Here is a 21872-nt window from a genome sequence, read left to right on the forward strand (position 1 = left end):
CTATTCTAACAAGTTGTTTTCTTCGTTAGGGAATACTAACTGTGGTTTGAATTTTTTTGCTTCTTCTAATTCCATGAAGGCATATACAATTAGAATTAATACATCTCCTTTTTGTACTCTACGTGCCGCAGCACCATTTAAAGTGATCTCTCCACTTTTACGTGGGCCAGGAATTGCATACGTTTCTAAACGCTCTCCATTATTGTTGTTCACGATTTGAACTCGCTCTCCTTCAATAATTCCGGCAGCATCCATCAAATCTTCATCAATGGTGATGCTTCCTATGTAATTTAAATCCGCGTTAGTTACTTTAACACGGTGAATTTTAGATTTTACTACTTGTACTAACATGTTGCAAAAATACTGTTTTTAAAGAATTTATCTTTTAGTTTTTGTTAATTGTTTTTGAAGCGGATATTATCAATCAAACGAATGTCGCCTGCGTACACAGCAATGAAAGCGCGATATTTTTTGTTTGGTTCAGCGTTTTCGATTGGTTGTAACGTTGCTTCGTTGGCAATGGTAAAGTATTCAAGCTCTAATAACGGATGCTTTTTGAACTTTTTTTCTACCCAAGCCACTACTTCTTTAGCATTTTTTGTACCAAATTTTTTTCTGGCCTTTTTTAAGGTTTTATAAATAAATGGTGCAGCTTCTCGATGTTCTTTTGTTAACCGTGTGTTTCGAGAACTCATTGCTAATCCATCTTCTTCTCTAAAAATTGGCATTCCTTTTATTTTTACAGGAAGATTATGCTTTTCAACCATCTTTTTGATGATTTGTAATTGCTGAAAATCCTTTTTACCAAAATATCCAACATCTGGTGTTACAATTTCAAACAATGCTTTTACGATAGTTCCTACACCATCAAAATGACCGTCACGGAATTTTCCTTCCATTTGATGTTCTAAACCATCAAAATCAAATGATTCAGACTTGACATTTCCATCGTACACATCATCCGCCGTAGGCGCATATAATACATCACAATTTACACTTTCCAACAGTTTAATATCATTTTCAAGTGTTTTTGGATATTTTTCTAAATCTTCTTTATTATCAAACTGCGTTGGATTTACAAAAATGCTAACAACTGCTACATCATTTTTATCTTTTGCTTTTTTTACAAGTGATAAATGTCCTTGATGTAAAGCTCCCATTGTGGGTACAAATCCGATTGTTTTTTTATCACTTTTTAAATGTGATATATATTTTTTAAGTTCGGATTTTGATTGAAATATTTTCATTAGCGATCTCTTAAATTGAATGCAAAATTAGCAATTTAACAGGATTTTAGCATAAAATTTCGTACTTTTGCATCTTTACAAAAAGAGTTCGATTTAATGAAGGATAAGAGAATATTGTATGTTTCTTCAGAAGTAGTTCCTTACTTACCAGAAACAGAGTTATCATCTACCGCATTTAATGTTGCAAGATTTGCGCATTCTAAAGGAGTTCAAACCCGTATTTTTATGCCCCGTTTTGGTGTTATAAACGAAAGAAGACATCAGCTTCATGAGGTGATTCGTTTGTCGGGTATGAATTTAATTATCAACGATATGGATATGCCTTTGATAATTAAAGTGGCTTCTATTCCTAAAGAAAGAATGCAGGTTTATTTTATAGACAATGATGAGTATTTTAAGCGTAAAGCTATGTATACCGATGAAGATGATCAATTGTTTAATGACAACGACGAGAGAATGATATTCTTTGCTAAAGGAGTAGTAGAAACCGTAAAAAAATTAAATTGGGCGCCAGATATTATTCATGTGCATGGATGGATGGCTTCACTTTTGCCTCTTTATTTAAGAGAATATTATAAAGAAGAGCCATTATTTGCAGAAAGTAAAATTGTAACTTCGTTATATAATAATGAGTTTGATGGTGCTTTAAATAATGAACTGGTAAATAAAGTGAAATTTGATAAAATAGTTGAGAAAAAAACAACAGTTTTAAAAGACCCTAACCATATCAATATTTTAAAAAGTGCTATAGAAAACTCTGATGCAATCATAAAAGGAAGTGCATCATATGCTGAAGAGCTTGAAGATTTTATAAAAAACAGTAAAGTAAAAGTTTTAGAATTTCAAGATGAAGAACTTTTAAATGAAGCTCATTTAAATTTTTACAAACAAGAGGTTTTAGAGTTAGAAAACGTATAATTTAGGGATTACAAATGATTAAAAAAATAGCTTATTTAGGTGTAATTGCATTGTCTTTTGCATCAATGATTTCCTGTGAAAAAGATTTTAGAGATATAGGAAATAATGTTATTAAGAATGATGAGTTTAATACAAATAAAGATACTATAGATATTGTCATAAATCCAGTAGATGTTGAGGCTGTAAGAGCTGATAATATTAAGCTTGGAACTTTAGGAGAATATCTTTTAGGTGTTTATAAAAAAGATGGAGCTAAAAAGATAGAAGCTTCAATAGTTAGTCAAGTCGGTTACTTATCAAACCTTAAAAACGCAGAAGTTTCTACTTTAGATAGTATTGATTCAATATATAGGCTTGATAAAGTTATATTGAAAATACCTTATACAGCAACAAGTTTAGGAGATGATGATAACGGAGACCCACAATTTAGACTAGATTCTATTCTAGGAAACACTAATATTGAAACATCTTTAAGCGTTTACAGAAATGGAACTTATTTGAATAGCTTAAACCCAGAAGATCCTTCTAAAACAAATAGTTATTTATCAAATACGGATTACATAGAAGAAGAAATGCTCAATGAAGCTTCAAGTTCGTCATTTAAACCAAACTCACATAGTACTTTCTTTGAGTTTGAAAGAACATTAAGTAATAATATTACTTTTAAAGATACAGTTACACACACCAACAATACTCCCTTTTTAGTTATTCCTTTAAGCATAGATAAAATGAAAGAATTGTTTTGGGATAAGTTTAATGATCCAGAGTTTGAATCAAAAGAAGCTTTTGATGATTATTTTAGAGGGGTAATTTTAAAAGCAGAAGGAGAAGACGGAGCTTTAGTCCCTTTTTCATTATCAGGAAACAATAATGCAACTATAGAATTTTTATACAACATTACTCGCTTTGAAAGAGAAACTCCTCAAGCACCTACTGTATATAAAGACAGTATAATATCTAGTTATTCATTTCCTTTATCTGGTGTGAAAAACAGTCATTATAAAATGACAAACCCAACTTCTGCAACACCTACAAATAACTTTGTTATTCAAGGTACAGCAGGAACCGTGGCTGAAATTAAAATTCTAGACCAAGCTAAACTTCAAGAGTTAAGAGCAAAAAATTGGCTTATTAACGATGCGTTATTATCTTTTTATATAGATCAGTCAAGTGAAACAAAAGATATCCCTTTAAGACTATTTGCTTATAAGTATAATGAAGATGCATCAGACTCTCAGATTAAAGATTCATACTCAGAGTCTTCATTCTTTGGTGGTAATTTGCAATATGACTCTGATGAAAACCCAGAGAAATATGAAATAAGGATAGGAGACTACGTTTCTGATTTACTAAGTGGAGAAAAAGAGTATAACCCACCTTTAAGAATAAAAGTTTACAATGTTGATACAGATTCTCCAGTATCTAATAATGCATTAGATACTATTGTAAAAACATATAATTGGAATCCAAGATCGGTTAGATTATTAAATCACTTACCAGCAAACGGAGAAAAAAGAGCGAAATTAATTATTTCGTATACAGAAGAAAATTAAAGAAATAAAACAATATTGTTATGTGCGGAATCGCAGGCTATATAGGAGAAAGAGAAGCATATCCTATCGTTATTAATGGATTAAAGCGATTAGAATATAGAGGTTATGATAGTGCTGGAGTTATGATGTATGATGGAAAATCTATGCACCTATCAAAAACTAAAGGTAAAGTTTCTGATTTAGAAGTAATCATTAACAATGATGAAAAAAGAAAAGAAGGAAAAATAGGAATAGGTCATACGCGTTGGGCAACTCATGGAGTTCCAAACGATGTTAATTCGCACCCTCACTTTTCTCAATCTGGAGATTTAGTAATTGTTCATAATGGAATTATAGAAAATTATGATACTCTTAAAAAAGAACTCATTTCTCGTGGTTATGAATTTCAAAGTGACACGGACACAGAAGTACTAGTTAACCTAATTGAAGAAATTAAAAAAACAGAAGGCTGTAAATTGGGTAAAGCTGTTCAATTAGCATTAACCAATGTAATTGGTGCTTACGCAATTGCTGTTTTTGATAAAACCAAACCAAATGAATTAGTAGTGGCACGTTTAGGGAGCCCTATTGCTATTGGTGTAGGAAAAAATAATGAAGAGTTTTTTGTAGCTTCTGATGCATCACCTTTTATAGAGTATACTAAAGATGCCATTTATCTTGAAGATGGAGAACTAGCTATTATTAAAAAAGGAAGAGAAATTCGTGTTCGTAAAATAGATAGTGATAAACTAATTGATACTAATATTCAAGAACTTCAATTAAGCTTAGATCAAATTGAAAAAGGAGGGTTTGATCACTTTATGCTGAAAGAAATTTACGAGCAACCAAAAGCTATAATAGATACATTTAGAGGAAGAATGCTTCCGGATGAAGGAATCATTCGAATGGCAGGTGTTGACGATAATTTATCTAAATTTTTAAATGCTGACAGAATTCTTATCGTTGCTTGCGGTACTTCATGGCATGCTGGATTAGTAGGTGAGTACTTAATTGAAGATTTAGCACGTATACCTGTAGAGGTAGAGTATGCATCAGAATTTAGATATAGAAATCCGATTATCACTTCAAAAGATGTGGTTATTGCTATTTCTCAATCTGGTGAAACCGCTGATACGTTGGCCGCTATTAAATTAGCAAAATCAAAAGGAGCGTTTGTATTTGGTATATGTAACGTTGTAGGTTCCTCTATTGCTAGAGAAACACATGCTGGGGCTTATACTCATGCAGGACCTGAAATTGGTGTGGCTTCTACCAAAGCATTTACTACTCAAATCACCTTACTTTCTTTAATTTCTTTAAAGCTAGCGCAAGCAAAAGGAACTTTATCTAAATCTGCAGTAAATACCTATTTACAAACGATGCAGCAAATTCCTGCACAAGTGGAGAAGTTGTTAAAAACGGATCCGCAAGTACAAGAAATTGCTGATGTATATAAGGATTCTAAGAACTGTTTGTACTTAGGTCGCGGATTTAATTTCCCAGTAGCTTTAGAAGGCGCATTGAAGTTAAAAGAGATTTCATACATTCACGCAGAAGGATATCCTGCTGCGGAAATGAAACATGGACCTATTGCTTTGATTGATGAAAACATGCCTGTTTTTGTTATTGCAACTCGTAAAGGTCATTACGAAAAAGTAGTAAGTAATATTCAAGAAATTAAATCACGTAGTGGTAAAATTGTAGCTATTGTTACTGAAGGTGATACAACTGTTAAGGAAATTGCAGATCATGTAATTGAAATTCCTGAAACAGAAGAAGCATTTACACCATTATTAACAACTATTCCATTACAATTATTATCGTATCATATTGCGGTAATGTTGGGTAAGAATGTAGACCAGCCAAGAAACTTAGCAAAATCAGTTACTGTAGAGTAATTGAAGTTGATATAAATAACAAAAATCCTGTGTTAAGCTAACACAGGATTTTTTTATTCGTCTTTTTCAAAATAGGTATACACCGGAAAATGATCTGAAAAACCACCTTTATACCAAGGTCCAATATAGGTTCTAAACGGACTTCCTTGTAACTTTCCTCGATGTACTTTTAACCATTTTTGATTGAAAACTTCCGCATGTAAAAAAGTATGCTTGCTCTTACCCGAATCAAAAAAATTCTTTGAAAAAATAATTTGATCAAACAAATTCCATTTTCCTCCAAAAGTTAATGTTCCAAATCCGTTCCTATGCAACATATTCATGGGGTTAAACAATTCATCAGTAAGTAAATTGTCTTGTATACTTTCACTAGTAGGATCATCGTTAAAATCGCCCATAATAATAACATTAGGATCATTAATGTGCCTTTTTATATCCTCAATAGCCTCATGAACAACTTTTGCAGCTTTAATACGCTTATGCTTAGATTCTTCAATACCTTCTCTACGCGATGGCCAATGATTAACTAACACATGAATCAACTCACCATTTAACCTTCCAGAAACCAGCAATACATCTCTAGTATAATCTCTATTTCCATCTTCATCATACAAATCTAATTCGTACGTTTTTGAAGACAATACTTCAAAAAATCGCCTGTTGTATAATAGTGCTACGTCAATTCCACGTTCGTCAGGAGAATCGTAGTGTACAAATCCGTAATCATGTTTGCTTAAGTTTTTATGTCGGATTAAATCTTGAATTACCTTACTGTTTTCAACTTCTACTAAACCAACAATGGCTGGTGCATGAGCAGATAAGTTGGTTCCTAATTGGGCTATAACAGAACTGAGTTTTCTAATTTTATGCAAGTATTTCTTTTTATTCCATCTTCTTTCTCCTTTTGCAGTATATTGATCATCTGCTGTTAACGGATTATCTACCGTATCAAATAAGTTTTCTACATTATAAAATGCAACGGTATAAATTTGTCTCTTTTTACTAAATCTCACGTTATACTCTTTTAATTACGTTGGTAACAATCCCCCAAATAACAAAGTTATTTTCTTCTGTTATTTTGATAATCGGATAATTTGGGTTTTCGGGTTGCAACCAAACTTCATTTCCTTCTACTCTTAATCGTTTAACAGTAAATTCTCCATCTAAAAAGCAAACAGCTATTTTATTGTTTTTAGGTTCTATACTTCTGTCAATAACCAGTAAATCGTTGTCGTCTAATCCTGCCCCGATCATAGATTGACCGCTTACTCTTGCAAAAAAAGTAGCTTCTTTGTTCTGAATTAATTCTTCATCTAAAGAAATTCGTGTTTCTTTAAAATCATCTGCCGGCGATGGAAATCCAGCAGATATGCCTGTGTCGAAGAAAATTGCTCCCTTGCTATGAGTATTCTTCGGGCTAAAAAAGGTTAAATTTTGTGATTTCAACTTCATTTTACAACAATAACATCCTTAATATTTGTGGTATATTTTGGCGATAAACGTTCTTGACGCATCTTCCATGTTCGCTTTAAATCTTGATTTGCTAATTTAATCTTATCAGATTTATATTTTCTGTTGATGATATCAATAGCACTCATCAAAGGTTTGTGCTTCGGATTTTCTTTCAGAAACAAATCTAATTGAAAATTATCATCTGGAACCAACCCAGTTACAATCACGCCGGCTCTTTTGTATTTTATTCCTTCTTTAAATATCGTTTTAACCGCTGCTACTGCACTTTTACTAATTGCTAAGGTAGAATTGGTAGGATATGGAAAAATAACTGTTTTGCTCGCTCGGTGTTGTTCTAGTTCTTTTTTATGACGATCACTACTTAAGGTAACAATGAGCATATGGCAACTACTATTTTGGTTTCGTAATTTTTCAGCACAACTTACTGCAAAAGTAGAAATACGTTCTTTGATGTTTTCAATATCTGAATAGGTATATTCAAAACTTCTTGTAGTTGCTATGGCTTTTTTGGTTTCACGTTCATCTAACTCTAAAGTTGGATTTCCTAATAGGTCTTGTTGTAATTTCCATAGCGTAATAGAAAACGTTTTACGTACCCACTCGCTATCTAACTGCGTAAAATCATACGCTTTTACGCATCCTTTTGCTTTTAACTTCTTTTGTAAACGATATCCTATACCCCAAACATCTTCAATAGGCATCCATTTTAAAGCTTTAATTCTTTTTTCTTCGGAATCAATAACATACACGCCATTTGTTTCTTTTAAAAATTTACGTGCAATTTTGTTAGCTATTTTACTTAATCCCTTAGTGGGTGCTACTCCAACACAAGTCGGAATTCCCGTCCAACGCAACACTCGCTGACGAATTTGCTGTCCGTATACATCAAAATTACAATCATCAAAACCTTTAAACTGTAAAAAAGCTTCATCAATACTGTATACCTCAACATCTGGAGTGAATTGTGCTAAAATATTCATCACTCGTTCACTCATATCGCCATATAACGGATAATTAGAAGACAGAACTGAAATATTATTCTCTTTACAAAATTGCTCCCACTTAAAAATAGGAGCACCCATAGGCAACCCTATTGCTTTTGCTTCATCACTTCGTGAAATAACACATCCATCGTTATTTGATAAAATAGCAATGGGTTTATTTTGCAAATTCGGATTAAAAACCCGCTCGCAAGAGGCATAAAAGTTATTACAATCTACTAAAGCAAACATAGCTGTAAAGGTAAGAAATTTGTACTTTTGTAGCCTATGATAGAAACAAGAGAAGCAATATCTGAAAAAGCGGTTTTAATAGGAATTATAACCCAATATCAAGATGAAACTAAGGCAGATGAATACTTAGACGAACTTGAATTTTTAACGATGACTGCAGGAGGTGTGCCTGTAAAACGCTTTGTACAAAAACTTGATAAACCCAATCCTAAAACGTTTTTAGGTACTGGTAAATTGGATGATGTAAAAGCCTATATTGAAACTCACGAAATAGGGACTGCTATTTTTGATGATGAGCTTTCTCCTGCTCAATTACGTAATATTGAACGTATTTTAGACTGTAAAATATTAGACAGAACCAATCTAATTTTAGACATTTTTGCAAACAGAGCGCAAACCAGTTCAGCAAAAGCACAGGTAGAATTAGCACAATATGAATATTTACTACCTCGTTTAACACGAATGTGGACACACCTTGACAAGCAAAAAGGAGGTATTGGTATGCGTGGTCCTGGGGAAACAGAAATTGAAACCGACCGTCGTATTATTCGTGATAAAATTACGTTGCTCAAGAAAAAGTTAGAAACCATTGATAAACAAATGGCGGTTCAACGTAAGAATCGTGGTAAAATGGTTCGTGTTGCCCTAGTAGGATACACTAACGTAGGTAAATCTACTTTAATGAATGTGATTAGTAAAAGTGAGGTTTTTGCTGAAAATAAATTGTTTGCTACGCTTGACACTACGGTTAGAAAAGTAGTGATTAAAAACATTCCGTTTTTAATGACTGATACTGTTGGGTTCATTAGAAAACTTCCTACGCAGTTGGTAGAATCATTCAAATCTACCCTTGATGAAGTTCGTGAAGCTGATTTATTGCTGCATGTGGTGGATATTTCGCATCCAAATTTTGAAGATCACATTGCCTCTGTAAATAAAATTTTAGATGAAATTGACAGTGCAGACAAACCAACTGTCATGGTGTTTAACAAGATCGATGCTTATACTCACAAAACAATTGATGAGGATGATATTGTTACCGAAAAAACCAAAGAGCATTACACGTTAGATGATTGGAAAAAAACATGGATGAATGATCTTTCTACTGAAAGTATTTTTATATCAGCTTTAAACAAAGATAATTTAGAAGCTTTTAAAGAAAAGGTATATGAAGAGGTAAGGAAAATTCATATACAGCGTTTCCCTTATAATGATTTTTTATACCAAGAGTATAGTGAAGAATAAAAAAATCCGCTGTAAAAACAGCGGATTTTTTTATTTATAAACTTTCAACATCTTCATTATCTTCTAATAATCCTAGCTTTTTAGCTCTTTGTAGCCAACTTTTTCTAGCTAAACTCTGTAAATCAGCAACATTATCACTTTCATCCATAATTTCAAGACCTAATAAGGTTTCAATAACATCTTCTTGAGTAACTAGTCCACTTACAGAACCGTATTCATCTACCACTAATGCTACATGTTCTCTTTGTCCGATGAATTTTTCAAATAGATCTGGAATAGGTAAGTCTCGTTGAGTTATAATGATATTCCTTTTAATAGATTCCAAACTCTCGTCTCCATTACCATTTATAATCGCTTCTAAGAGTTGATTCTTCAAAAAATACCCTGTTATATTATCGGGATTTTTACTATACAGAGGAATGCGTGAAAAGCGTAAATTCGGGTTTTGATTAAAAAAAGATTGAATGGTTTGCGATTCATCTGCCGTTTTTAAAACCGTACGGGGTGTCATAATATGTCTAGCTTTAACTTCTTTAAAACTTAGCATATTTTTTATCACTTTACTTTCCGCTTCTTCAAAAACGCCTTCTTCATGAGCAATCTCTGTCATGGCATGAAAATCTTCTCTACTTAAAACACTATGTCCGTGTGCTCCTTTTCCTCCAATTAGCTTAGTAGTTAACTGTAGCAACCATAAAATACCTGTCCATTTTAATGGAAACATTAAAATATTGAGAGCCTTTGATGTAAAGTTTGCTAATGCTTTCCAGTAGGTAGCACCAATAGTTTTAGGTATAATTTCAGAAACAACTAATATTAATAAAGTCATAATTGCAGAAACTATACCTACCATGTTTATTCCAAAAATTTCAAACTTATAAGGCAATTTTTCTGCTTGTACCCCTACTAAAATAGCTCCAACTGTATGAGCAATGGTGTTTAGAGTTAAAATAGCAATTAAAGGTTTGTCAACATCTTTTTTTAAGTTTTCTAAATCTTCAGCATACGTTTTTCCTTCGTTTTTTTTAATATTTACAAAGGTTGGTGTAACACTTAATAGTACAGCTTCTAAAATGGAACATAAAAAAGAAAAGAAAATAGATAGTACTGCATAAACAATTAATAGCGTCATAACTTTTAAAATTTTAGTAAAAATAATGAAAATAAAAAACCTCAAGAGCTAACTCTTGAGGTTTTATTAAATATCTTTTGTTGGTGATTAGAAACCGTAGTTAATACCTAAACCAAACACTTCTCTTGTTTGAAAACCTTCAAAAGCATTATCATCATAAATAGCCTGTAATGCTAAGTTTGCTGATAAATATTTGTTAATCTTCATTACTACATTTACTGTATAGTCAATGTCTACGTTTTGAGGGTCTTCAAGGTAATTACTATATAAGTTTAAAATATTTTCAATAGTAACATTTTCCATTAATTCAAACTTATAGTAACTACTTAGTGCTGCTCCTAATTCATAACGAGATGTTTCTCCTTGCTCTACACCAAAAGCTGGTCCGTTAACTGTTAAATGATCATGTACGAATACAAATTTAGACGTAGCTGGCGCAATATTAACTTTTAAATTATCGTGCTTTTTCCATAACATACCTGGACCAAATTGTAAATATGCTGGCGAGAAAAAGTGTGATAATTGATTTCCTGCTCCATCATAAGTTGCTTCCATTTGCGTTTTAAAGTTTGCAAATGCAGAGTAGTACCAATACCCTTCAGCTTTTTTTCCTGCTAAAGAGTTGAACTCAAAGCGGTCATCCGTTTTTTGTGTTTCTTGTCCTTTTAATTTAGTTAATCCGTAAGAAGCAATGATCTTGTTATCCCAAGTCCAATCTCCTTTTAAATAGTTAAAATCATAATTTAATCCTAAGTTACCAGCAATGTTGTTAGTACCTCCTGCTAACCAGTTGTTAAATGCGGATTGATTAAATAAGAAAGTGATGTTACCACTCTTTTTCCAACCTTCTTTAGGTTCTTCCTTTTTGTCCTGAGCAGATACAGTTAATGCTCCGAATAAAACGGCAATAGCTAATAGTTTTTTCATTCTTGAATTTTTTAAATTTTAGGGCGCAAAATTACGCCATCCGTAAGTTTTAGACAATTTTTTGTGTGAAAAGTCACGTTTTACGCCTTATTTTTTAAATAACGGAACCGTTGAGCATGCTTCTCCAAACATAATTGACTTAACCACAGGCTGTAATCTTTTAATTAAAAATAAATATGCGCTTGGAGGAATAGGTTTATTAGCACAACCCTTAATAATTATTGGTTTGCCTTCATATTCAGAAACATCTATTTTATTGATTAAATCCTGAAAAATAACCGTTTCTAATAGTTCTAAATTACCAACAACTACTTTCTTGGTAAAAGGATTGAGTTGCGTTGTTAGTAATAAATATGCCCAAGAAGGAATAATTGCATCGGAGGAACACGTTAAAGCAACGTATGAATCTTGATATTGACTCCAATTATGGTTTTTAACCTGTTCTCTAAAATCTTTTTCTCGAAGAATTAACCCTTCAAACAACCAATCTTTAATATCAAAAACAACTCGTTTTCCTTGAGGATAAAAATCTTCAAGGTCAATAGTTTTTAATACACTATTTGCTACTCTATTTATGATTTCGTCTGACATAAAATTGGTTTTATAACGAATATCTTCTTAATCCTAAAATGTTTTCTGAATGTTCAATCTTTGTGAGTTTTACAACTTTAGAGTTTGACAAACAGTTTGAAGCTGCTCCCGTATGTAACTCTTTATATTGAACTTCATTAATTGCTGTTCTTGAATGTAAGTACTCAAATAATTGAACGTTCTTAATTTTTTCTTCCCAACCTTCACATACTACACCTTCAAAAATCTTAGATTTTGAGCCACTTCCGTAAGCAATAAATCCTATTTTATTATTAGTGATATCTGTTTTCTGATTAAAAGAATACGATAACATACTTAGCAACGACATAAAAATAGAGGCTGTATACATATTTCCAATATCCGAAGACGCTTTCTCTCCCGGAGCTATTTTAGCATCAATGAAATCTTTAAATAATTTTGATTTTACTGCGGCTCTTTTCCATTCTTTAGCATCTTCGAACGCTCCTATTTCTTCCTCTAATTCCTTATAAGAATCATTCTTTTTTAACCATTGAATCCAATTATTAAAAATAATTCGTCTTCCATGGAATGCATAAGGTAAATGGAATATTAAATGATTCCAATCTTTATTGAAATCAGTCTCTTTTTGATTGTTGAAATGATCAAACGCTTCTGAAATTCGGTCGCTATAACATTGATTAGAAAACTGACCGTCAAAAACAGGTTCTTCTTTATATAATTTGTACGATGTATTCTCATCTGACCAAAATTTAGAAGTAGAATTAATTAACTTCTCTTTTACTTCTTCTTTAGTAATGTCAATATTCAACGTTTGTAACAACTCTTCAATTATAGAGTCTTTATTGAACTCTCTACGTGGCTTAAAAAAATCACCTTCGCTTTTTGTTGCTACACCCCAAACATCATCAATCTCAATAATTGATGGATTATTGCCTACTAACACTGCAACAGCTCCTGCACCTTGAGTATACTCTCCTGTAGACCCTAAATCGTATTTTGCAACATCAGAAGCTATAACAATTGCCTTTCTGGTTGGATTATTGCGCACCCAGTCTACACAATTTTGAAAAGCATCTACTGCACCAATACAAGCAAAGGTCATATCAACCACATCACAGTTTTTAAAACACCTTTCTCCGTATGTTTTAGATAATTCTTTCTCAACTACTTCAACCGCATAGGTTGCTGTTGGTTTTGATGAATCTAACGCACTTTCTGTACCTAAGTATATTCTTCCAATGGTTGTTGGGTCAATGTTGTTTTTTGTTAATAACGATAATAATGCATTTGCTGCAAAACTAGCTGCATCTTCACCAACATCTGGAATTGCCATTTTATGCAAGCCTAAACCTTTATTTAACTTTTCATAAGAGATGTTTCTATATTCTGCTAAGTCTTTAATTGACATGTACAGATTGGGCACATAAAAATCTATGGCATCAATACCAGTTTTCATTTTCTGAGGATTTTTTATAGGAGTCCTAATTCTAGTTTTGCTTCTTCGCTCATCATATCTTGAGTCCAGGTAGGATCAAAGGTAATCTCCACTTCACAATTATTAATTTCTTCAAGCGTTTTTACTTTTTCTTCCACTTCAACAGGTAAGGTTTCAGCAACCGGACAATTAGGTGAGGTTAATGTCATTAATATTTTAGCATCATTTTCTTCGGATACAAAAACATCATAGATTAACCCTAACTCGTAAATATCTACAGGAATTTCTGGATCGTAAATAGTTTTTAAAACTCTTACAATTTTATCTCCTAACTCTTCTAATTTTTCTTCTGTCATTGTCAAAACTTCTTAATTCGCTAACTTAGTTTGTTGTGCTAGCGCATCCATTTTTATTTGTTTTACCATTGATACTAATCCGTTAGCACGTGTTGGACTCAAATGTTCTTTTAATCCAATTTCATCTATAAAATTGGTATCTGCCTCTAAAATAGCTTGTGGATTTTGATTAGAGTACACACGTAATAATAGGGCTACTATTCCTTTGGTTAAAATAGCATCACTATCGGCTGTATACTCAATTGTATCTCCTTTAATTTCTGAATGTAACCATACCTTCGACTGACATCCTTTAATTAAATTTTCATCCACCTTAAACTCTTCATTTATTAGTGGAAGTGATTTTCCTAACTCAATTATGTATTCGTAACGCTCCATCCAATCCTCAAACATAGAGAACTCATCAATAATTTCTTCTTGTATTTCTTTGATAGTCATTTTTTAGAACTATTTTTGCACTTTAAAATTTATTTTGTGCAATTATTGTACAAAATTACATATAATATTTGTGTTGTCATTCCTACAAAGACAGGAATCTCTCTCAAATAAAAACTAAAATTAAAATTGAATCCTGCATAGGTAGGAAGATAGATTATAAATATGGGTAAATTATTAGCAGTAGGTACAGTGGCGTTTGATGCAATTGAAACGCCTTTTGGTAAAACAGATAAAATCTTAGGGGGCTCAGGAACTTTTGTTGGATTAGCAGCTTCTCATTTCGGTGTAAAAACCGGAGTAGTTTCAGTTGTGGGAGGTGATTTTCCACAATCATACTTAGATATGATGGAAAACAAAGGAATTGATACAAAAGGAATTGAAATCGTAAAAGACGGAAAAACCTTTTTTTGGAGTGGTAAGTACCACAACGATATGAATTCTCGTGATACCTTAGTAACTGAATTAAATGTTTTAGAGCATTTTCAACCAGTTGTGCCAGAGGAGTTTAAAAATGCACCTGTAGTGATGTTGGGTAATTTACACCCATTAACACAGGCATCTGTTTTAGATCAAATGAATGAACGTCCGAATTTAGTAGTATTAGATACTATGAACTTCTGGATGGATATTGCTTTAAATGATTTGCATGAAGTGTTAAAACGTGTGGATGTTATTACAATTAATGATGAAGAAGCGCGTCAATTGAGTGGTGAATATTCATTAGTAAATGCTGCACAAAAAATCCATGAAATGGGTCCACAGTATGTGGTAATTAAAAAAGGAGAACACGGAGCATTATTGTTTAATGAAGGAAATATGTTCTTTGCTCCGGCATTACCGTTGGCTGAAGTTTTTGATCCAACAGGAGCAGGAGACACATTTGCTGGAGGCTTCTGCGGATATATAGCTAAGACTGAAGATATTTCGTTTGAAAACATGAAAAATGCAATTATCTACGGTTCTAACTTAGCTTCCTTCTGTGTAGAAAAATTCGGAACACAACGTATGGAAGAGTTGACGAAGGAAGAAGTAGAAATGCGTTTACAAGCATTTAAAGAATTAACACAATTTGATATTGAACTATCATAATTAAATCCGCGCCTTTGTGTGCGGATTTTTTTTTCATATTTGCAATTTCTGCGCAGGCAGGAATACTATTTTTAACCTAGTTAAAAAACCAACACACAACAACACAACATAAAAAATTCCTGCCTGCGAAGGAATTATAATTTACAACATGAGCGACGCTTTAAAACACGAATGTGGAATAGCATTGGTTAGATTATTAAAACCTTTGCAATACTATAAAGACAAATACGGTACAGCTTTTTACGGACTAAATAAAATGTACCTCTTAATGGAAAAGCAGCATAATAGAGGTCAAGATGGTGCAGGTTTAGCAAGTATTAAATTTAATGTAGAACCAGGCACAAGATTTATTAGCCGAATTCGCTCTAATCAAACCCAGCCTATTCAGGATATTTTTGGTCAGATTAATGAACGAATCAACGGTATTTTTGATAAAAACCCTGAACAGCAAAATGATGTTACCTGGCAAGAAGAAAACATGCCTTACATTGGAAACTTGTTTTTAGGACACGTTCGCTACGGAACATTTGGAGGAAACAGCATAGAAAATGTACATCCTTTTTTACGTCAAAGTAACTGGAAACATAAAAACCTAATTGTAGCGGGTAACTTTAACATGACCAATTCTAAACAATTAATGGAAGAATTGATTACGTTAGGTCAACACCCAAAAGAAGCTACCGATACGGTTACTGTAATGGAAAAAATTGGTCATTTTTTAGAAGATGAAGTGGCTGACACCTATAAAAGAGCCAAAGAGGAAGGTTTTAACAAAAGAGAAGCTTCGCCATTTATTGAAGAGCATTTAGATATTCAACGCATTTTAAAACGTTCGTCTAAAAACTGGGATGGTGGTTATGCCATGGCTGGTTTATTAGGTCATGGAGATGCTTTTGTACTACGTGATCCTTCAGGCATTCGTCCTGCATTTTGGTATCAAGATGATGAAGTAGTGGTAGTGGCATCCGAAAGACCAGTAATTCAAACTACGTTTAATGTTCCTATTGATAAAATTGAAGAGTTACCAAGAGGAAAAGCCTTAATTATTAAAAAGAACGGAAAAACATCCATAGAAAAAGTACTAAAGAAACGCGAAAAACAATCGTGTTCTTTTGAACGTATTTATTTTTCTAGAGGAAGTGATGCCGATATTTATCAAGAAAGAAAAAAATTAGGGAAATATGTATTTCCAGAGATTTTAAAATCTATTAATAACGATATTTCTAACTCGGTTTTCACATACATTCCTAACACTGCGGAAACTTCTTTTTACGGAATGATGGAATCGGCAGAAGATATTTTAAATCAGCAAAAAACCGCTAAAATTTTAGCTGGCGATGGTAAACTTTCAGCGGAAACTGTTACAGAAATCTTATCAGAAAGACCTCGTTTTGAAAAAATTGCCATTAAAGATGCTAAACTAAGAACGTTTATTACCGATGATACGAGTCGTGATGATCTAGTAGCGCATGTGTACGATGTTACCTATGGCGTGGTAAAACCTACCGATAATTTGGTAATTATTGATGATAGTATTGTTCGTGGAACTACTTTGAAGAAAAGTATCATCAAGATTTTAGACCGATTATCACCAAAGAAAATCATCGTGGTTTCATCGGCACCACAAATTCGCTATCCGGATTGTTACGGAATTGACATGGCAAAAATTGGTGATTTTATTGCCTTTAAAGCCGCTTTAGAACTGTTAAAAGAAACGAATCAATATTATATTGTTGATGAGGTTTATAAAAAATCGAAAGCGCAACAAAGTAAGGAAGATAAAGACATTGTAAACTATGTTAAAGAAATTTATAAGCCCTTTACCGACGAGCAAATTTCAGCAAAAATTGCAGAAATGTTAAAAACGAAAGAGATCAATGCACAGGTAGAAGTAATTTACCAAACAGTAGATGGATTACACAGAGCATGTCCAGATCATACCGGAGATTGGTATTTTACAGGTGATTATCCAACAGATGGCGGTCATAGAGTTGTAAATGACGCATTTATTAACTTTTATGAAGGGAGCGATAAAAGAGCTTACTAAAAGTTTACAAAACGATATAAAAAGCATCGATTACCGATGCTTTTTTTTATTTTTAACACTACGTATAAAACGATTCTCTTGAAAAACATAAAATTTCCAACACCACATACCATCTTGCTATTAATAGCAGGATTTGTAGCCATATTAACTTGGTTAATTCCCGCAGGAAAATTCGATACTTTGCAATATCAAAGTGATGCAAAATCTTTTGTATATGCGAGTCAATCAGACACAAAAACGTTACCTGCAACCCAAGAAACACTAGAAAGTTTAAACATTAAAATTCCATTAGAAAAGTTTACAAATGGTGATATTGGTAAACCAATTAGTGTACCGGGAACGTATAAAAAATTAGACCCTCGTCCGCAAGGGTTTATGGATTTTATTAAATCTCCTATCAAAGGAATTATTGAATCTTCTGATATCATTTTATTCGTTTTAATTTTAGGCGGAATCATTGGTATTATGAACCATATTGGGGCTTTTGATGCGGGTATTTCTTGGTTAGCTGCTGCCTTAAAAGGAAAAGAATATTGGTTGATTATAGTGGTAACCACACTCATAAGTATTGGGGGTACTACTTTTGGGTTAGCAGAAGAAACTATTGCTTTCTATCCTATTTTAATTCCTATTTTTCTTGCCGCTAAATACGATGCCATTGTAGCCCTTGCCTGCGTATATTTAGGTTCTTCTATAGGAACCATGTGCTCAACGGTGAATCCGTTTAGTGTAATTATTGCTTCGGATTCAGCAGGAATTAACTGGACAACCGGATTCACAGGAAGATTGATCATGCTTATCATTGGAGTAATTATTTGCATTGTTTATATCATGCGTTATGCAAATAAAGTTCAAAAAGACCCATCAAAATCAATTGTTTTTGAAGAAAAAGAAATGATTGAAGGTTTGTTTGGTAGTTCTACAAGCAGTACACATTCACTTACGGCTCGTTTCCGAATTATTTTAACCGTTTTTGCATTGTGTTTTGTGGTGATGATTTATGGTGTATCGCGTTTAGGTTGGTGGTTTGAAGAAATGACAGTTGTGTTTTTAATCGGAGCTATTCTCATTGGTTTTTTAGCCAGAATGAAAGAAGAAACTTTTGTGACCGAATTCATCAAAGGAGCAAACGATTTATTAGGCGTTGCTTTTATTATTGGTATTGCTCGTGGTGTTTCTGTTTTAATGGATCAAGGATTGATTAGTGATACTATTTTAGAAAATGCCAGCGGAATTACCAGCGGTATGCCCAAAGCGTTATTCACCAATGTTTTGCTTTTTATTTACTCCGGATTATCATTTTTTATTCCGAGTTCTTCGGGTATGGCGGTGTTAACCATGCCAATTATGTCTCCGTTAGCAGATACCGTGGGTATTGGTAGAGAAGTGATTGTAAATGCGTATCAATACGGAATGGGTTTGTTTGCGTTTATCAATCCCACCGGACTTATTTTAGCTTCGTTAGCCATTGTAAAAATAGGATACGATAAATGGTTAAAATTTGTAATTCCGTTAGTAATTATTTTAACCCTGTTTACCATGATTTCATTAACCCTTCAAGTATATTTATAACTATGAGGTTTTTAGTTTATTTCTCACTTCTTATTTTAATTATTGGGTGTAAACATTCTCAAAAAAAACTGTTAGCCATGAATACAAAAGTAGTTATAGCTCATAGAGGCGCTTCAGGATATTTGCCTGAGCATACCATGGAAGCCAAAGCAATGGCGTATGCTATGAAACCCGATTATCTTGAGCAAGATTTGGTATTGAGTAAAGATGATGTTCCTATTGTAATTCATGATATCTATTTGGATGATGTTACTGATGTTGCTGAAAAATTTCCGAATAGAAAACGTCCTGATGGTCGTTTCTATGTAATTGATTTTACGTTTGATGAATTGCAACAACTCAATGTAACCGAACGTTTTGATCCTAAAACCGGAAAACAATTTTACCCAAATCGTTTTCCGAAGGGAAAAGGCAGTTTTAAGTTACATTCATTGCAACAAGAAATTGAGTTAATTCAAGGATTGAATAAAAGTACAGGGAACAGTATTGGTATTTATCCAGAAATTAAAGACCCTGCTTTTCATCATACAAACGGAAAGGATATTGCCAAAATTACTCTAAATATTTTAACCGAATATGGTTACAAAACCAAAAACGATAAATGTATTTTTCAATGTTTTGATGCCAAAGAATTAGAAAGGGTCAGAAAAGAATTAAATTCTGACTTGTTTTTAGTGCAATTGATAGAATTTCCTGAAGAAGCCAACCATTTGGATTATTATGCAAAATACGCTGACGGAATTAGTCCTTGGTACAAACAAATTTTAGATAAAAAAGAAAATGATACGTGGCAGTTTACTCCTTTGGTTGAAAACGCACATAAATTGGGTTTAAAAGTACATCCGTACACTTTTAGAGCAGATCAATTAGATGAATTTTCATCTTTTGAAGAAATGCTGCAAGTATTCCTATTTGAAGCTGATGTAGATGGTTGTTTTACCGATTTCCCTGATAAAGCTGTAGAATTTTTAGCTACGAAGTAAATTCCAACAACTTAGTTCTGTATGCAGAGAGTAATTTAGATTTAGAAATAAATCCTACGTATTTCTTGTTCTTAACCACAGGCAAGTTCCATGCACCACTTTCCTTAAATTTTTGCATTACAGTTTCGGTAGTATCTTCATAAAAAATGATATCAGGAGCGGTTTTCATATAATCTTCTACATAAGTAGTATGGTATAATTCCTGATTAAACATCATTTGCCTAATGTCATCAAGCAAAACAATTCCTAAAAAACGTTCTTTTTTATCTACTACAGGATAAATATTTCTATTTGATTGTGCTACTACATTTTTTAACATTTCGCCTAGCGTCATTTTAGGAGTTACTGTTAAAAAATTGGACTCTATTATTTTATGAATTTCCATCATCATCAACACATTTTTGTCTTTATTATGTGTTAACAAAGCACCTCTTTCAGCCAATTCATGGGTGTAAATAGAGTAGGGGACAAAATATTTGGTAAGAGCATAAGATATAGCTGCAACTAGCATTAATGGTACAAATAAATCATAACCACCTGTAATTTCAGCAATTAAGAAAATGGCTGTTAATGGTGCGTGTAACACTCCTGCCATTAACCCGGTCATTCCAATTAAGGTAAAATTGGTTTCAGAAACATGAAATCCAAACTGATTAATAATTTTAGCTACTACATTTCCTAATGCACTTCCCATTACTAGCGTAGGAATAAAAATTCCACCCACACCTCCAGCAGCAAATGTTGTAGTCATAGCTATTGCTTTAAAAAAGGTTATTCCTATTAATAAAGAAATAATTACCCAATTATTAGTTAAATCTATCTTAAAAGGAGTAGTTCCTATAGCAGCCATATGTTTTCCTGCTAATAAATTATTGATCAAACCATAACCTTCACCAAAAAGTGGCGGAATTAAAAACAATAGCAAACCGATAGCTAAACTTCCTATAATTAATCTGTGAACAGGATTTTTATATTGTTTAAAATAATCGGTAATACCAAAATACATTTTTGTAAAATATACAGATGCAAAGCCTGTACCTATTGCTAATAACACATAAAAAAACAAATCGTTAATTTCAAATGCATCTTGAAGTTTAAAGCGAAAAAGCACATCTGTTCCAATAAAAAAATAGGAGGTGATCACCGCAGAAACCGAGGCCAACAATAACGGAATTAATGAGGCAAAAGCCATATCTAAGCTAAAAATTTCTACCGCAAAAATAATGGCTGCAATGGGTGCTTTAAACATAGAAGACATGGCTCCGGCAGTGGCGCACCCAATAAGCAACATTCGTGTTTTGGTATTCATATGGAATAACTGTGCTACACCAGATCCTAAAGCAGCTCCAGTGCTTACTGCAGGTCCTTGTAATCCGGCAGAACCTCCAAAACCTACGGTAATAGGTGCTGTAATTAAGGATGCGAAAATCTTGTATTGTTCAATAATTCCATTTTTTTTGGAAATAGCATAGAGCGTTGTTGAAATACCATGCCCAATTTCTTTTTTAATAATGTATTTTTTAATGTAATACACTAAAAACAATCCAATCACCGGGAAAATAAAGTATAAAGAATGATGAGCATCTCTAATCAATTTTCCTTCTAAAACCCATTGAAAAAAATATGTAAGGTTTTTTAATGCAAGTGTGCCAATACCTGCTAAAACACCTACTAAAATGCTTAAAATATAAATGAATTGACGCTCGGAAATGTTTTTATAGCGCCATATTAAAATCTTTTTCAGTATTTTTTTTGATGATTTCATTGGGATTAAT

At 32.9% G+C, this 21872-nt stretch carries 20 protein-coding genes; 8 read left to right on the plus strand and 12 right to left on the minus strand.

The window, feature by feature from the left end; translation table 11 throughout:
* Both panD and panC read right to left on the minus strand, forming a co-directional pair.
* Positions 1-351, minus strand: a complete 351-nt coding sequence (gene panD / locus SLH33_RS06915) for an aspartate 1-decarboxylase (RefSeq protein ID WP_028891458.1) — start codon at positions 349-351, stop codon at positions 1-3.
* Positions 352-395: 44 nt separating this feature from the next.
* Entirely contained in the window at positions 396-1247 is an 852-nt protein-coding gene (gene panC, locus SLH33_RS06920; protein ID WP_320418354.1) for a pantoate--beta-alanine ligase, read from the minus strand.
* A 96-nt stretch (positions 1248-1343) separates the two neighbouring features.
* Between panC and SLH33_RS06925 the strand changes: the two genes are divergently transcribed.
* The 3 genes from SLH33_RS06925 to glmS are packed head-to-tail and all read left to right on the plus strand — an operon-like array spanning position 1344 to position 5595.
* Positions 1344-2165, plus strand: coding sequence for a glycogen/starch synthase (locus tag SLH33_RS06925; protein WP_320418355.1), 822 nt, complete (start codon positions 1344-1346; stop codon positions 2163-2165).
* A 14-nt stretch (positions 2166-2179) separates the two neighbouring features.
* Positions 2180-3718 (plus strand): DUF4270 family protein, encoded by a 1539-nt coding sequence (locus SLH33_RS06930; protein WP_320418356.1) that lies wholly within the window; start codon positions 2180-2182, stop codon positions 3716-3718.
* Positions 3719-3738: 20 nt separating this feature from the next.
* A complete protein-coding gene (glmS, locus tag SLH33_RS06935) occupies positions 3739-5595 on the plus strand; it encodes a glutamine--fructose-6-phosphate transaminase (isomerizing) (RefSeq protein WP_320418357.1) in 1857 nt (618 codons plus the stop codon).
* A 53-nt stretch (positions 5596-5648) separates the two neighbouring features.
* Here the strand turns inward: glmS and SLH33_RS06940 are convergent, their stop codons facing one another.
* Genes SLH33_RS06940 through SLH33_RS06950 form a run of 3 tightly spaced genes read right to left on the minus strand, consistent with a single transcriptional unit; the run spans position 5649 to position 8300 of the window.
* The gene (locus tag SLH33_RS06940) at positions 5649-6608 is read right to left on the minus strand and encodes an endonuclease/exonuclease/phosphatase family protein (protein ID WP_320418358.1); all 960 of its coding nucleotides are present in this window, start codon (positions 6606-6608) and stop codon (positions 5649-5651) included.
* Between the two features lies 1 nt (position 6609).
* The gene (locus tag SLH33_RS06945) at positions 6610-7047 is read right to left on the minus strand and encodes a translesion error-prone DNA polymerase V autoproteolytic subunit (RefSeq protein WP_320418359.1); all 438 of its coding nucleotides are present in this window, start codon (positions 7045-7047) and stop codon (positions 6610-6612) included.
* Positions 7044-8300, minus strand: coding sequence for a Y-family DNA polymerase (locus tag SLH33_RS06950; RefSeq protein ID WP_320418360.1), 1257 nt, complete (start codon positions 8298-8300; stop codon positions 7044-7046). Before SLH33_RS06950 ends, SLH33_RS06945 begins: the two co-directional genes overlap by 4 nt.
* A gap of 36 nt (positions 8301-8336) precedes the next feature.
* Between SLH33_RS06950 and hflX the strand changes: the two genes are divergently transcribed.
* On the plus strand, positions 8337-9545 hold the full coding sequence (gene hflX, locus SLH33_RS06955; protein ID WP_320418361.1) for a GTPase HflX: 1209 nt from the start codon (positions 8337-8339) through the stop codon (positions 9543-9545).
* Between the two features lie 34 nt (positions 9546-9579).
* Here hflX and SLH33_RS06960 read toward each other — a convergent pair whose 3' ends face one another.
* The 6 genes from SLH33_RS06960 to SLH33_RS06985 all read right to left on the minus strand — a co-directional run bounded on the left by SLH33_RS06960 (position 9580) and on the right by SLH33_RS06985 (position 14406).
* The gene (locus SLH33_RS06960) at positions 9580-10677 is read right to left on the minus strand and encodes a hemolysin family protein (protein ID WP_320418362.1); all 1098 of its coding nucleotides are present in this window, start codon (positions 10675-10677) and stop codon (positions 9580-9582) included.
* 87 nt (positions 10678-10764) lie between these two features.
* The gene (locus SLH33_RS06965; protein WP_320418363.1) at positions 10765-11604 is read right to left on the minus strand and encodes a DUF3078 domain-containing protein; all 840 of its coding nucleotides are present in this window, start codon (positions 11602-11604) and stop codon (positions 10765-10767) included.
* A gap of 87 nt (positions 11605-11691) precedes the next feature.
* Complete coding sequence (locus SLH33_RS06970; RefSeq protein WP_320418364.1) at positions 11692-12195, minus strand: DUF2480 family protein; 504 nt, start codon at positions 12193-12195, stop codon at positions 11692-11694.
* A gap of 10 nt (positions 12196-12205) precedes the next feature.
* On the minus strand, positions 12206-13633 hold the full coding sequence (locus SLH33_RS06975) for a hydroxymethylglutaryl-CoA synthase family protein (protein ID WP_320418365.1): 1428 nt from the start codon (positions 13631-13633) through the stop codon (positions 12206-12208).
* 14 nt (positions 13634-13647) lie between these two features.
* The gene (locus SLH33_RS06980) at positions 13648-13968 is read right to left on the minus strand and encodes a DUF59 domain-containing protein (RefSeq protein ID WP_320418366.1); all 321 of its coding nucleotides are present in this window, start codon (positions 13966-13968) and stop codon (positions 13648-13650) included.
* Between the two features lie 12 nt (positions 13969-13980).
* A complete protein-coding gene (locus SLH33_RS06985; RefSeq protein WP_320418367.1) occupies positions 13981-14406 on the minus strand; it encodes a SufE family protein in 426 nt (141 codons plus the stop codon).
* A 162-nt stretch (positions 14407-14568) separates the two neighbouring features.
* Here SLH33_RS06985 and SLH33_RS06990 point away from each other — a divergent pair, with 162 nt between their 5' ends.
* The 4 genes from SLH33_RS06990 (at position 14569) to glpQ (ending at position 20097) form a co-directional block, all read left to right on the plus strand.
* Positions 14569-15495 carry a PfkB family carbohydrate kinase gene (locus SLH33_RS06990; protein ID WP_320418368.1) on the plus strand — a complete coding sequence of 309 codons (927 nt, stop codon included), beginning with the start codon at positions 14569-14571 and terminating at the stop codon, positions 15493-15495.
* Between the two features lie 148 nt (positions 15496-15643).
* Positions 15644-17542 (plus strand): amidophosphoribosyltransferase, encoded by a 1899-nt coding sequence (locus SLH33_RS06995; RefSeq protein ID WP_320418369.1) that lies wholly within the window; start codon positions 15644-15646, stop codon positions 17540-17542.
* A 78-nt stretch (positions 17543-17620) separates the two neighbouring features.
* Positions 17621-19114, plus strand: a complete 1494-nt coding sequence (locus SLH33_RS07000) for a YfcC family protein (RefSeq protein WP_320418370.1) — start codon at positions 17621-17623, stop codon at positions 19112-19114.
* A gap of 2 nt (positions 19115-19116) precedes the next feature.
* Positions 19117-20097, plus strand: coding sequence for a glycerophosphodiester phosphodiesterase (gene glpQ, locus SLH33_RS07005; protein ID WP_320418371.1), 981 nt, complete (start codon positions 19117-19119; stop codon positions 20095-20097).
* On the opposite strand, the gene SLH33_RS07010 is transcribed toward glpQ, so the two are convergent.
* Positions 20087-21862 (minus strand): chloride channel protein, encoded by a 1776-nt coding sequence (locus SLH33_RS07010; RefSeq protein ID WP_320418372.1) that lies wholly within the window; start codon positions 21860-21862, stop codon positions 20087-20089. The two genes, glpQ and SLH33_RS07010, sit on opposite strands and share 11 nt — an antisense overlap.
* Between the last annotated feature and the right edge of the window lie 10 nt (positions 21863-21872).

The sequence above is a fragment of the Tenacibaculum sp. IB213877 genome (assembly GCF_034043975.1).
Lineage (GTDB): Bacteria > Bacteroidota > Bacteroidia > Flavobacteriales > Flavobacteriaceae > Polaribacter.